This window comes from Bradyrhizobium sp. HKCCYLS20291 (assembly GCF_051167715.1).
In the GTDB taxonomy this organism is placed as follows: Bacteria; Pseudomonadota; Alphaproteobacteria; order Rhizobiales; family Xanthobacteraceae; genus Bradyrhizobium.
Map to the genome: position 1 here is coordinate 86,419 of NZ_JBNPTO010000021.1, position 12,722 is coordinate 99,140.

A 12,722-nucleotide genomic window follows, 5' to 3' on the forward strand; every position below is an offset into this window, starting at 1 on the left:
GAAGAGCAATGAGCAACAAAGACCTCGAGACCATCCAAGCGATGCTCACCTTCCGGCGTCCGGCCGGCTCGCAGACGGAAGCGGAGTTCATCGAACGCTTCCTTCTGCCGCTCGGCGTCAAGAAGGACCAGTTCGACAACCACTTCCTCATCATCGGTGAGGAGAGGTCGACTGTCCTGTGGTCGTCGCACACCGACAGCGTCCACAATCGGACCGGCTACCAGAAGGTGCAGTACGACGGCAAGTTCCTCCGCCTGCCGGAAAAATCGAAGTCGAACTGCCTCGGAGCCGATTGTGCCGCGGGCGTGTGGATCATGATGGAGATGATCAAGGCCAAGGTACCTGGTCTCTACATGTTCCATGCGGCCGAGGAGATCGGATGCATCGGCTCCGGCGCGATCGCCGAGAAGACGCCGGAGTTCCTGGATGGCATCCAGGTGGCGGTGGCGTTCGATCGTCGCCGGACGGAATCGGTGATCACTCACCAGGGAGCGCGGTGCTGTTCGGATACGTTCGGAAAGTCGATCGCAGCCCAGCTGCCCGAAGGCTACAAGCTCGACCCGACAGGTTTCCTGACGGACACCAAGAAGTACATGAACCTGGTGCCGGAATGCAGCAACCTGTCGGTCGGCTACTACAGCGAGCATCATCCGGAAGAGAAGCAGGATGTCGCTCATCTGATCAAGCTGCGCGACTACATGGTCAAAATAGACCAGAGCAAGTTCGTGGTCGAGCGCGATCCGAAGAAGCCCGAGCTGCCCAGCTCAATCCTGGGCAAGCTGTCCAGCTACCGGCGCAAGCGGCCATCAACGGTCTACGACCTGGTCTATCACAACCCGGGTCCAATCGCTCGCTTCCTGCAGGATGAGGTCGGTCTCACCTTCAAGGAGGTGAACACGATCATCGAGTGCCAGAACCAGAAGCCCAACATCGATCAAGGCGGCAATCTCTCGATCTCTGACCTGTTCGATGACGACAACGACTTCGGCTTCGGCTCGAAGATCGCCTCCTGATCAATCCACACCATCACCACTGATAACGGAAAGACCACGCCATGAAGCTTGGAATGCAGGACCACGTCGACGTCGCGTCCGGTGTACAGTCGGAGATAAAGGTCACGTTCGACATGAACGCGGTCGCCTTCTACGCCCAGATGTCGGGCCTGGCGAAGGACAAGATCGGCTATCCGATCCGCGAGATCTCGACCAACGCATGGGATGCCTCACGCGGCAATTACGAGGTCCATCTGCCGACCGGCCTGAACCCGGTGTTCCGCGTCCGCGACTTCGGTCCGGGCATGACGCCTGAGCAGATGCAGGAGGTCTACGCCAAGATGTATGCGTCGACCAAGCGTGAGAGCAACAACGACGTTGGAGGCTGGGGCCTCGGCCGCTTCTCGCCCTTTGCCTACCTGATCGGTGAGAACGGCGCTGGCTCCTACAACGTCGTCTCCTACACGGGCGGCATGATGCGTGCCTACGTGATGTCGCTGGCTGCCGGCGGTTTCCCGGTGCTGCGTATGCTCGCCGAGGTTCCGTCCGACGAGCCGTCAGGCCTTGACGTGTCGTTCCCGGTCCGCCGCGAGGACATCCACGCCTTCAACACCCGCGCCCATCAGATCCTCTGGTCGTTCAATCCGCGCCCCAGGATCACCCCGGCACCGCACTGGAATGAGGCCGAGGTGTCGTCATCCGGCGAAGGCTGGACCTGGTACAAGGACGAGACGGTGCCGTTCTACGGTCCGCAGGTCCGCATGGGCTGCGTCATGTATCCGGTCGATCTCCGCCAGATCGAGACTACCGGATTCCTGCATCACGACGACACTGTGCTGTTCGACGCGCCGATCGGCTCGCTGAAGGTCACTCTGTCTCGCGAGGAGCTGGCCTACGACGAGAATACCAAAGCCACGCTGAAGGGCCTGGTTGCGTCCTTCGAGCAGAACTTCATCAACCAGGTCCGCCGGAAGGTGAGTGCGGCCAAGACGCTGTTCGAGGCCTGCCAGGTATTCGAGACCGAGCAGGAAGAGCTGGGCATGACCAGGCTGGAGGCGCTGCGCAACCAGATCGAGTGGAATGGTCGCCGGCTCCACCAGCACATCTTGAAGCACGATTTCAAGACGGCGAAGCTGGGCAACGACTGGCGGACGTTCGACAAGTTCGAGGACGTCGAGGTTCGCTCGTCTTGGGCTGCGGACGCCACGATCGTCATCGAGCACAATCCGAACTACTCGCTCAGCCGCTTCATGATGGCCGAGTTGGTCGGCAAGAAGGTGCTCTGGGTCCGCTGCAAGCGCATCAATCGCGATGCCACGCTGGCTCGCCTCGGCAATCCCGAGAACCTTGTCGATCTCGACAGCTTCAAGGTCCCGGTCGAGAAGCGTCGCGGTAAGACGGTCCGCAAGCGCCGCACCCTGGTGGTCAGCGCAAGCGGCCTGCACAAGATGACGCAGGACGTCGATCTGGCCGATGGTGGTGAGTACATCGAAGAGTCGACTGGGGGCTACGGCCGGCGCCGGCGCCACGACAGCTGGTTCTATGTCAACGGTCGCTCGATCAGCCTCTACGACCTCGACAGCGTCGTCGCAGACTGCGTGCGGCTCGGCATCCTGGAAGTTGGTCAGGTATTCCTGATCAAGGGACAGGACACGGTGACGCCGGACAACTGGTCGGAGCTGGATATCGTCTCCGACCTGAAGTCGAAGGTCGATCCGGAGCACCTGACCGAGAAGGACAATCGCACCTCGCTCGAAAACAACCTCTCGGTCTGGGCCAAGAGCCGCCAGATCGAGCGGATGCCGGACGATGTGCGCGCCTTCTGGCTCAAGCTGTACCAGGTCCAATCCAGCCTGTCCCGCCGCGGCAGCCGGGAGACCACGCCATCCGACATCGCCCACGGTGCCCTCAAGAAGCTCGGCGTCTCCGTCGAGGTGAAGAAGGCGGATGATCCCGTGGTCGTGGTCGAGATGGAGTACGCCGCTCTGGGCCGCAAGTACCCGTTGCTCAGGACGATCGTTAATCGCGCCGGCTACTACAGCTTCGACAACGAAACCTACCGACAGCTGACGCACTATCTCGGCCTCCTGGTTGACAGCCAGGAGTTCGCGGAGCTCGTGCCGGCCAAGGAGGAGAAGGTCATCGTTGCTGAGGACGAAGAAGACCTCGACCTCGACGATGACCTCGACGAGGCGGCCTGAAACCAACGGAAACCGTCATGATCCCGAGCATCATCACTGATACTTCGATCACGTTCATCGCTCAGGGCCGGCCGTGGGTCCTGGCGATGGACCACCCGAGGTTCGGCGAGGTCAAGGAGTTGCTGCAGGCTGGTGAGGCCGACGCAGACAAGCTCGTTTGTCTCGCCGACGTTCGGGTGGCGGTCGAAGCGGCCACCGATGGAGCAGCCGTCCTCAATGAGGATGGGCTGTTCCTCAACGGCGAAAAGCTTTCGGAGGCGTGGGAGCAAAAGGCTCAGGCGGCTCCGGATGCAATGAAAGTCCTGCTCGTGAGCCCGGGAGACCGGGTTCGCGTCCAGGGCGATCCCGATGCGCCTGATGGCATCTACACGGTCGGCGACGTCGACAATGCCGACGCCGACAAGCGCGTCTACGTCGAGAGCGACGAGGATTTCTTCGGCTTCGTCGCCAACACCTCCATCATCGAGATCATCAAGGAATGAGAAACCACATGGACTTCTCCCTGTTCAAGCACGCCGTCTCGGCGCAGTTCAAGAAGATGCGTGATGACCAGCTGTTCTGCACCGCGGTGGAGAAGGACGAGCTGTGGGACGCCTACCTTGGCAGCTTCCCGGCCGGCACCAACCCCATGTTCCGCGAGCGCACCGAGCACGACTGCAGCTGCTGCCGTCAGTTCATCCGTGCGGTCGGAAACGTGGTCGCCATCGTCGACGGCAAGCTGATCTCGATCTGGGACGGCAAGGTCTCCGATCCGGCTTACCAGACGGTCGCCGATGCGATGTCGCAGCTCGTGAAGTCCCGGGCGATCGCGGACGAGTTTTTCCATTACGAGGCTTCGGTCGGCACCGACAAGAACTTCGAGGATGTGCTCGGCAAGGTACAGACCTGGGAGCACTTCCACCTGCACCTGCCGGCCGGCCGCGTCATGCGCGGTGAGATGCTCGCCACCAAGCGCGCCGAGGTTCGCTCGGCCCACGACGTGTTCCAGAGTTCCCTGACCAGCATCTCCATGGATTCGATCGACACGGTCCTGGAGCTGATCGGCCAAAACTCCCTCTACCGCGGCCAGGAGCACAAGTTCGCCGTGGAGGCCTTCAGGAAGGCCAAGGTGGCGTTCGAGCGCCTGCCGGCAGCAGGGCGCGACCCGTTCGTCTGGCTCGCTGCGAAGTCCAATCCGGGCTCTGTGACCGGCATCAAGAACACCTCGATCGGCACCCTGCTCATCAACCTGTCCGAGGGCATGGACATGGAGGGCGCGGTCCGCAAGTTCGAAGCCATGGTGGCCCCGGCCAATTACAAGCGGCCGACCGCCCTCGTGACCAAGGCCATGATCGAGAAGGCCAAGGCCACGATCACCGAGCTGGGGCTGACCGGCGCCCTGGAGCGCCGCTACGCCCGCCAGTCCGACATCACCGTCAACAACATCATCTTCGCCAACCGCGCCACCCGCAAGGTTCTCGAAGGCGACGTGTTCGACTCCATCCCGGTGAAGTCGACGGCCAGGAAGTTCGACAAGGTCGAGGAGCTGCCGATCGAGCAGTTCATCTCGCAGGTGGTTCCGAAGGCCGACTCGATCGAGGTGATGTTCGAGAACCGGCACATCTCGAACCTGGTCAGCCTGATCGCTCCGGTGGACCCGGGCGCGGCGCGGCTGTTCAAGTGGGACAACAACTTCTCCTGGTCCTACAACGGCGACATGGCGGACGGCGTCCGCGAGCGCGTCAAGCAGGCCGGCGGCAACGTCAGCGGCGACCTGTGCTGCCGCCTCGCCTGGTACAACTATGACGATCTCGACTTCCATATGCGAGAGCCGGACGGCCACGAGATCTATTTCGGCAACAAGGGCATGCGGTCCCGCTGCGGCGGCATGCTGGACGTCGACATGAATGCCGGCGCTGGGCACACCCGGAGTGCGGTCGAAAATATCTTCTACAGCTCGCAGTCGACCATGAAGGAGGGCGTCTATGAGCTGATCGTGGAGAACTTCAACAGGCGCGAGACGACAGACGTCGGCTTCGAGGTCGAGATCGACTGGCTCGGCCAGGTGACGCGGTTCGCCTATCCCAAGGCGGTCCGCCACAAGGAGAAGATCACGGTTGCCAAGCTGCGCTATTCCCGCGCCAAGGGCATCGTGATCGGCTCCGTCCTGCCATCGACGCAGGCAACCAAGACGGTGTGGAACATCGCCACCCAGGACTTCCACCCTGTCAACCTGATGATGCTGTCTCCGAACCACTGGGACGGGCACGGCGTCGGCAACAAGCACTACTTCTTCATGCTCGAAGGCTGCCTGAACGACGGACAGGCGCGCGGCTTCTACAACGAGTTCCTCCGGGACGAGTTGAGCAAGCATCGCAAGGTCATCGAGATCGTCGGCTCGAAGATGAAGACCGCCGAGTCGGTCGACCAGATCAGCGGCCTCGGATTCTCCAGCACCCAGCGCAACGAGATCCTGGCCAAAGTGAAGGGCAATTTCACCCGGACCGTCAAGGTCATGTTCTAACGGAAGGAGAATGGAATGTCTGATTTGTTCTTGAAAGCGTCGCGGATCAAGCTCCGCTTCGACACCTCGAAGGGTCCGCTGGCGGCCGAGGATCTCTGGGATCTGCCGATCTCCAGCGATCGCAAGCTGAACCTCGCCGACATCGCCCTGGAGGCGAAGGGCCGTCTCGACAAGGTGTCTGGCCTGTCGTTCGTCAAGCAGCCGACGAAGGAGATCGACCAGACCGACCAGCTACGCTTCGACATCCTGCGCTTCATCATCGAGACCAAGCAGGACGAGAACGCCGCGGCGGTGGCAGCCCGCGACAACGCGACCAAGAAGCAGCGCCTGCTGCAGCTGATCGCCGAGAAAGAGGACGACTCGCTCAAGGGCAAGTCGGTCGATGAGCTGCGGGCGCTAGCCGAAAGCCTGTAACCGGCCTCGGGCGGATGGCTTCGGCTGTCCGCCCACTTGCTTGAATGCAAACACACGGGAGAACTTCGATGCCCGAGACGGCAAAATGCACCCTTTGCGCCGCGGTGGAATCGCCCGGCTTCTACACCGGCTGCATGGTCAGGGATGGCCAGGTGACGGACTGGAGCTGCGACGGCAAGGGGCACCTTACCCGCGCAACCTTCCGCGAGGCGCTCGACATCTTCTACCAGGGCTGCCAGCGGATCTCCGAGGAACACCGCGCAGCGAACTATTCGTCGATCCCGCCCTATACCTGGCACATCGTGGAGGTGAACAAGCGCTGGAAGATCATCCAGGGTACCGGCGTCCACTGCTTCGTCGACAAGTCGACAGGCGATGTTCTCAAGGCCGAGAGTTGGTCCAAGCCGGCCAAGCACGCACGCGGCAACATCTTCGACGAGCACAACGGTCTGGCCAAGATGGGTCCGTATGGCCCTGCATACCTCCGGTGATCCGATGCGAATTTACACATCCTGCAGCGACCCGATCGACTTTTGCGGCAACTGCGCGCCCGACAGCGATGAGGCCGAAGAGCGCTACGGCAACCTCGGCGACGGCCCGGACGGCCGGGGCAACTGCTTCGGCTACGACGATGACCATCCGCCCTATGAAGGTGAAGGCTATCGCTGCCACGATTGCGGCAAAGAGCTTACGGACGAAGACTGACATGACCGAGGACCAGCTCAACACGCTTCGAACGATAAGCCAGCAGCCTGTCATGATCGGACCCATCGGCGGACCGGCGCGCACCCTGCTACGGATACAACACCGATCGCCAAACGTGGCATGTCTACCAATATGAGGGCTGGCTGCACCACGCCATCTACATTGGCGATAGCGGAAAGCCGGAGTTTCACGACTGCGGCGAAAAGCTGATTGCCAGCTCGTTGTCACCGAACAAGCGCCTCTACCCGGAGGCCTGCGACTTCGCGTTCTGCCGCAAGCTAAAGCTGCTCGGAGTCCACCTGTCCTTCACCACCTACGGCCAGATGGGAGACATCTTCGCTCGCCGTCCATTCATCGGGAGGGTTTTCCTGTGAGCAAGACGTTCACTGACCTGCAGAAGCGCATCATGGCGCGGGCCATTGCGCAGTCCGCCAGCGAGACGCTGTACCTGCGTGAGGGTCACATCGCCTCGTGCAAGAGCCTGATCAAGAAGGGCTTCATCGACCAGCACTGCTACACGATGGTACAGACCCATCACGTAACGCCGGAGGGCAAAGCAGCCTTCTTCGCCGAACATGGCGACGTGTTCGCGATCCATGACATCTACGACAACTGCTGGATCATCTTCGAGGACCGCAAGGTCATCGCCAAGCCGCGGAGCGAGGAGAATGCTCAGCGCATCGTCGCCGCGCTGAAGGTGCTCCGCGAGCAGGAGCGCCTTGAGCAGAAAACCGCCGCTTGATTTGCTTTTTTATTTGCATGAATGCGAATCAATGCTAACGTGTTCGCACCCAACCAGACGAGGAACAAATGTCCAGCACCGCGGCAGCGCCCGCAATCTACGTTCCGTCGCCACAGCAGGCCGCCTTTCAGGATGAGGCCTGGAACGGGACTAGCTCAATCGTTCTGATCGCCGTGGCCGGCGCCGGCAAGTCCACCACGATCGTCCACACGGTTAGCCGCATGCGCGGCAGCAGCGTCATCCTGGCGTTCGGCAAGAAGATCGCTGCAGAGCTGAAGGATAAGCTCCAGAAGCTGGGCATCGACTGGAAGAAGGCCGAGGCCTCGACCTGCCATGCGATCGCGCTCCGGAATCTCCGGAAGGACCGTCGCTTCTCCGGCGTGCGGATTGATGAGGAGAAGGTCGGCCGGATCACGGCCGGATGGATCGACACCAACCGGATCGATGCATCGCTCGCCCCGCATGTCGGCGTCGTGGTCCAGCTCGTTGGCCTTGCCAAGCAGTCAGGCATTGGCATCCCTGGCTGTGGCGATATCGAGGACACCTCAGTCTGGGAGGATCTCGCCGAGCACTTCGACCTGTTCGATGAAGAGGCTTTGGAGAAGAAGGCCGACGACCTGATCGAGCTGGCGATCGAGGTTCTGAACGAGTCGAACAGCAATCCGCAGGTCATCGACTTCAACGACATGATCTACCTGGCCCTGCTCTACCGGGTCAAGATGTGGCAGTACGACACGGTCATCATCGATGAGGCGCAGGACACCAACACGGTGCGCCGGTTGCTGGCACGCGCGCTGATGAAGCCGAACACCGGCCGGCTGTTCGCGGTCGGCGATCCGCACCAGGCCATCTTCGGCTTCACCGGAGCCGACAACGACAGCCTCGACATCATCAAGCAGGAGTTTGGCGCGAAGGAGATGCCGCTCACGGTCACCTATCGGTGCCCGAAGACGGTGGTCAAGTTCGCCCAGACCTGGGTCAACCACATCCAGGCTCACCCGAGCGCTCCGGAAGGCAGGATCAGCCTCGAAACCTTCGAGCAGATGATCCAGCAGCGCGACCGGCTGAACGGTGAATCGGCGATCCTGTGCCGCAACACCAGGCCACTCGTCAACGCAGCCTTCGCTCTGATCCGGGAGAAGGTGCCGTGCCGGATCGAGGGCCGCGACATCGGCGAGCAGCTGAAGAAGCTGGCGACCCGATGGAAGTCCATCAACACCATCCCCGAGCTGGAGGACAAGCTGGAGGACTGGCTGGAGAAGGAGAAGGAGCGCTGGCTGCCGAAGAAGAAGATGTCGAAGGTCCAGGAGGCCGAGGACAAGTTCGAAACCCTCAAGGTCATCATGGATGCTTGCCGTGAGGACAAGCACGACAGCATCACCGCGGTCGTCGCCTATATCGACAACATCTTCGCCGACAACGTCGAGGGCATCCTGACGCTGGCGACCATCCACCGGTCCAAGGGCCGGGAATGGAAGCGGGTCTACTGGCTGGATCGGTTCGGCACCTGTCCGTCCAAGTACGCCAGCATGCCCTGGGAAAGGGAGCAAGAGGTCAACCTGCAGTACGTGGCCGCCACACGCGCCATGGACGAGCTGATCGACCTGATGCCGCCTCTGCCCAAAGTCAAGCCGGTCAACGATAACCAGCAGCCTGCGGAAAAGGAGAAGGCAGCATGAGCAATCATGCTGTCTTCCTGAAGCCTCCGAAGGTCGTCTATCCGTTCGGATATCCGTCCGGGACCAACATGCAGGTTCTGTGGCGCTGCGAGGCTCAGCGCTACTCCTACGTCATCGACGCTGACGCCGACAGGTACGGCGTCACGGAACCAGAGCTGCAGATGACCTGGTACGCCATCACCAGGCGTACCCCAAAAGGGGCGTGGATCAGCGGTCGCTTCGTGCTGCTGACGGCAACCAAGCGGTGGGCCTGTCCTACCCAGGAAGAGGCCATCGAGTCCTTCATCGCCAGGAAGCAGAAGCACATCCGCGTCCTGATGGCGCAGCTCAAGCGCGTGGAGGAGGATATGGCCCTCGCGCACCCCCTTCGTCCTACCCTCAGGTGTGCATAACAACGAGGCACGGCCGCGCTACGCTACTCGCCGCACCGCCACGCTTCGCCCTGCAACGCAACGTTTCATTAGGAGGTACTTTCTTCGCGGCTCGACGCCACGCGGCGCATCGCTTCGCCACGAGTCGCACCGCAACGCAACGTTTCATTAGGTCATAGTTGACCATCGCGCGGCAACACAAGGTGTCGCTACGCAACTCTATGCAACTCGACGCAACGACTTCACCGCCAATCAACGGAAAACGACCATGGCTAAAAAGACCGTAGAAACAGCACTTCGTTCGTGCGCAGTCCACATCGAAAGCGTGTCACCGTACTCAGCCTCTCGTGCCCACGAGGAGGAGAAGCTCGCAAACGAAACGCACGACGACTATGACAGGCGCACTTGGCGCCACAAGCTCACCACAGACGCTAACGGTATGGTCGTCATCCCTCGGGGCGGCTTCAAGCAAGCGATCGACGGCGCAGCCAAGATGGTTGGCGGCAAGATCCCTGGAAAGGGCAACGCAACTTATTCGAAGCTGTTCACAACCGGCGTTCTGGTCGAAGGCGATGTTGAGCTAGGTGTTCACGCCAACGATGTTGAATCGATCCGTATCCACGCCAACGCTGACGGCATCCGAGGCAGTGGAAAGCGCGTGTTTCGGATATTCCCGATCCTGCCCACCTGGTCCGGAGTGGTCAACGTTCTCATCACGGACCCGGAGCTTCCGGAAGAAGTGTTCGAGCGCGTCATGACTGCCGCCGGCCGGTGCCAGGGTGTTGGTCGGTGGCGCCCGGAGAAGGGTGGCAGCAATGGTCGGTTCACCGTCAGCAAGTTCGAATGGAGTAATGTGGCATGAGATTTAAAGCATCAGAGCAGACAGAGAAGATCGCATCCGTTCTGCGAGGACTACCGCTCGGCGGCAGCATGACTTACGCAGCCCTGTCGGAAGCCGTTGGCTTTCCGGTCAACAGCCAGACATCCGGCTATCGGAGCGCGGTCAACATCGTGCTTCGCGATGGCGTCTCGATCATGGCGGGCGAAGCCAAGCGCTCTTTCAGGCGACGGGCCGACAACGAGATGGCCGAGGGAAAACATCGCTTCGGAACCATCCGCCGGACGGCTCGCAAAGGCTCATTCGAGGCTCGCGAAGCCATGAAGTCAAACGACAAGCGGACGCAGGCCAAGGCATCAATCGCCTCAGCAAAGTACGCCATGATCAGGTCCATCAAGCCGGTATCGAACCGGGATGTCCCTGACGACAAGATCTAACCCATCTCGCGCCGCCGCGCAGCGCTACGCGCCGCCGCGCACCGCAACGCATCGCAAGGCACCGCACGCAACGTTTCATTAGGTCATAGGCCCCAGCGCATCGCTACTCAGCGCTGCGCACCGCATCGCGCGGCCCCGAGTCGCTTCGCTACGCAACGTCATTTGCTTGAATGCAAATCGGAGAGAAACTGTGAATGGATGCATCGTTTGGAAGGGGCCGTCCGAGGTGGACGGCAGCCCCATTATGCTCATCGCCACCGGTCTGGAGGATGGAGGCAGCAACAGCAAAACCGGCAGCATGTGCCAGTTGTACATTTTGCGCCAGGACATGAACCCGCTGAAGGCGAGCCAGATCGGCGCCGACAAGGCGATCTGCGGCAGCTGCGTTCACATGGGCAAGGTGGTCACGGACGAGAAGACCGGGCTTCGCAAGAACGTCGGACGGTCCTGCTACGTGATGCTGTGGCGCGGCCCGCACGTCGTCTTCGATGCCTACCAGCGCGGCGTCTACCCCGAGGTGACGCTGGCCAAGGCCCGTAAGCTGCTGGCCGGCAAGCGCGTCCGTGCTGGCGCCTATGGCGATCCTGGCGCAATCCCGATGGCCGTCTGGGAGACGATCCTGGCGAAGGTCCATGACGTCACCGGCTTCACCCACATGTGGCGCGATAAGCCTGAGCTGGCGGCGTTCTGCATGGCCTCCTGCGACACGGAGATCGGCCGGGTGCTCGCCAAGGCGCTCGGATTCCGAACCTACCGCGTACGTCCTGAGGGCGCTCCGAAGCTCGCTGGTGAGGGTCACTGCCCCGCGTCCAAGGAGATGGGCAAGGCCACGCAGTGCGCCCAGTGCCTGCTCTGCGGCGGCCATAAGTCCAACGCCAAAGCCGACATCACCATCCAGGTCCACGGGCCTGGCCGCAACAACTTCCAACCAGTGCTGGAGGCTGCGTAATGGCCAAGAACAGGGGATTTTTCGGCCGCGGCTCTGTTGGCCTGCTCGAATCGCTCGACGGCGAGGAGGACATCGCGAGCCTCATCAGAACCTCGCGCGGTAGCAGCCGCTCCACCCTGCGCACCACAGATTATCGCCGCCACGATGAGGCGGAGGATGGTTACGACGAATTGGACTTCGCATAGGAGACGATATTGGACAACGAACAGATCGAGCGTCAGATCGCCGAGAAGGTGGTCGATGACGCTCTTGCTGCCGGCTACACGATCGACGTGTGGGACGGTGGCGACTTCCCCCTGAAGCAGAGCAGCGACCGCGAGGCGATCCTCAAGGCGATGTTCTCGACCGACGAGGACAGGCTGTACCTCACCAAGGACGGCAAGCGCGGCTGGGTGTGGCTGGTCTACGGCAACCGCTACCACCTGATCAGCGATTACACGATCAGCCTGGCAACGGTCCTGGCCGGCGCCGAGAAGCTCTCAGACGAGCTGGAGGGTCAGTATGGCCCCGCTGCTTAAGGAGGCGTTCGGCTTCAAGTCTGAGCAACGCGTGCGTCTCAAGATCGAGACCAAGGGCGCGGATCACGAGGACATCGAGCACACGATGCCGGCCGGCTCGATCGGCATCATCGACCACATCGAGGTCTACACCGGAAGCCAGGGGATCGTCTTCCACGTCTGGATCCCCGTCGACGACACCAACGAGCGCGGCATCGTCAATTCATTCGACCAGCTCGACGGTCCCATCACCAATTTCTTGGAGGCACTGTGAAGAAGCCTAATTTCCGATCACCCCAGTTATTCTACGTGGCGCAGCGGAAAAACGGGAAATGGATTCTAATGGCGACCGAGCCGATGCTCAGGTCGGCCGCCGTACGTCTCGTCGCGTCAG

Annotated in this window: 16 protein-coding genes; all 16 read left to right on the forward strand. The window is 61.4% G+C overall.

The features are described from left to right. Positions 1–8 precede the first annotated feature (8 nt). Positions 9–1,013, forward strand: a complete 1,005-nt coding sequence (locus tag ACQR07_RS32425) for a M28 family peptidase (RefSeq protein WP_434906118.1) — start codon at positions 9–11, stop codon at positions 1,011–1,013. Between the two features lie 41 nt (positions 1,014–1,054). Then, positions 1,055–3,193 carry an ATP-binding protein gene (locus ACQR07_RS32430; protein WP_434906119.1) on the forward strand — a complete coding sequence of 713 codons (2,139 nt, stop codon included), beginning with the start codon at positions 1,055–1,057 and terminating at the stop codon, positions 3,191–3,193. A 17-nt stretch (positions 3,194–3,210) separates the two neighbouring features. Further along, on the forward strand, positions 3,211–3,675 hold the full coding sequence (locus ACQR07_RS32435) for a hypothetical protein (protein ID WP_434906120.1): 465 nt from the start codon (positions 3,211–3,213) through the stop codon (positions 3,673–3,675). Positions 3,676–3,683: 8 nt separating this feature from the next. Next, positions 3,684–5,696, forward strand: coding sequence for a hypothetical protein (locus ACQR07_RS32440; RefSeq protein ID WP_434906121.1), 2,013 nt, complete (start codon positions 3,684–3,686; stop codon positions 5,694–5,696). Between the two features lie 15 nt (positions 5,697–5,711). Then, a complete protein-coding gene (locus ACQR07_RS32445) occupies positions 5,712–6,110 on the forward strand; it encodes a hypothetical protein (protein ID WP_434906122.1) in 399 nt (132 codons plus the stop codon). Between the two features lie 68 nt (positions 6,111–6,178). Further along, complete coding sequence (locus tag ACQR07_RS32450) at positions 6,179–6,601, forward strand: DUF7717 family protein (RefSeq protein ID WP_434906123.1); 423 nt, start codon at positions 6,179–6,181, stop codon at positions 6,599–6,601. After that, the gene (locus tag ACQR07_RS32455) at positions 6,579–6,815 is read left to right on the forward strand and encodes a hypothetical protein (protein WP_434906124.1); all 237 of its coding nucleotides are present in this window, start codon (positions 6,579–6,581) and stop codon (positions 6,813–6,815) included. Before ACQR07_RS32450 ends, ACQR07_RS32455 begins: the two co-directional genes overlap by 23 nt. Before the next feature lie 370 nt (positions 6,816–7,185). Beyond that, positions 7,186–7,557, forward strand: coding sequence for a hypothetical protein (locus ACQR07_RS32460; RefSeq protein WP_434906125.1), 372 nt, complete (start codon positions 7,186–7,188; stop codon positions 7,555–7,557). A gap of 68 nt (positions 7,558–7,625) precedes the next feature. After that, positions 7,626–9,236 carry a UvrD-helicase domain-containing protein gene (locus ACQR07_RS32465; protein WP_434906126.1) on the forward strand — a complete coding sequence of 537 codons (1,611 nt, stop codon included), beginning with the start codon at positions 7,626–7,628 and terminating at the stop codon, positions 9,234–9,236. Further along, positions 9,233–9,628: a hypothetical protein gene (locus tag ACQR07_RS32470; protein WP_434906127.1), complete on the forward strand. Its 396-nt coding sequence runs from the start codon at positions 9,233–9,235 to the stop codon at positions 9,626–9,628. Before ACQR07_RS32465 ends, ACQR07_RS32470 begins: the two co-directional genes overlap by 4 nt. A gap of 247 nt (positions 9,629–9,875) precedes the next feature. Beyond that, on the forward strand, positions 9,876–10,469 hold the full coding sequence (locus ACQR07_RS32475; protein ID WP_434906128.1) for a hypothetical protein: 594 nt from the start codon (positions 9,876–9,878) through the stop codon (positions 10,467–10,469). Between the two features lie 68 nt (positions 10,470–10,537). Next, on the forward strand, positions 10,538–10,882 hold the full coding sequence (locus ACQR07_RS32480; RefSeq protein ID WP_434906129.1) for a hypothetical protein: 345 nt from the start codon (positions 10,538–10,540) through the stop codon (positions 10,880–10,882). Between the two features lie 244 nt (positions 10,883–11,126). Next, on the forward strand, positions 11,127–11,831 hold the full coding sequence (locus tag ACQR07_RS32485; protein WP_434906130.1) for a hypothetical protein: 705 nt from the start codon (positions 11,127–11,129) through the stop codon (positions 11,829–11,831). After that, a complete protein-coding gene (locus tag ACQR07_RS32490) occupies positions 11,831–12,016 on the forward strand; it encodes a hypothetical protein (protein WP_434906131.1) in 186 nt (61 codons plus the stop codon). The genes ACQR07_RS32485 and ACQR07_RS32490 overlap by 1 nt, the downstream gene beginning before the upstream one ends. Before the next feature lie 9 nt (positions 12,017–12,025). Then, complete coding sequence (locus ACQR07_RS32495; RefSeq protein WP_434906132.1) at positions 12,026–12,349, forward strand: hypothetical protein; 324 nt, start codon at positions 12,026–12,028, stop codon at positions 12,347–12,349. After that, a complete protein-coding gene (locus ACQR07_RS32500) occupies positions 12,333–12,602 on the forward strand; it encodes a hypothetical protein (protein WP_434906133.1) in 270 nt (89 codons plus the stop codon). Before ACQR07_RS32495 ends, ACQR07_RS32500 begins: the two co-directional genes overlap by 17 nt. The last annotated feature ends 120 nt before the right edge of the window (positions 12,603–12,722 follow it).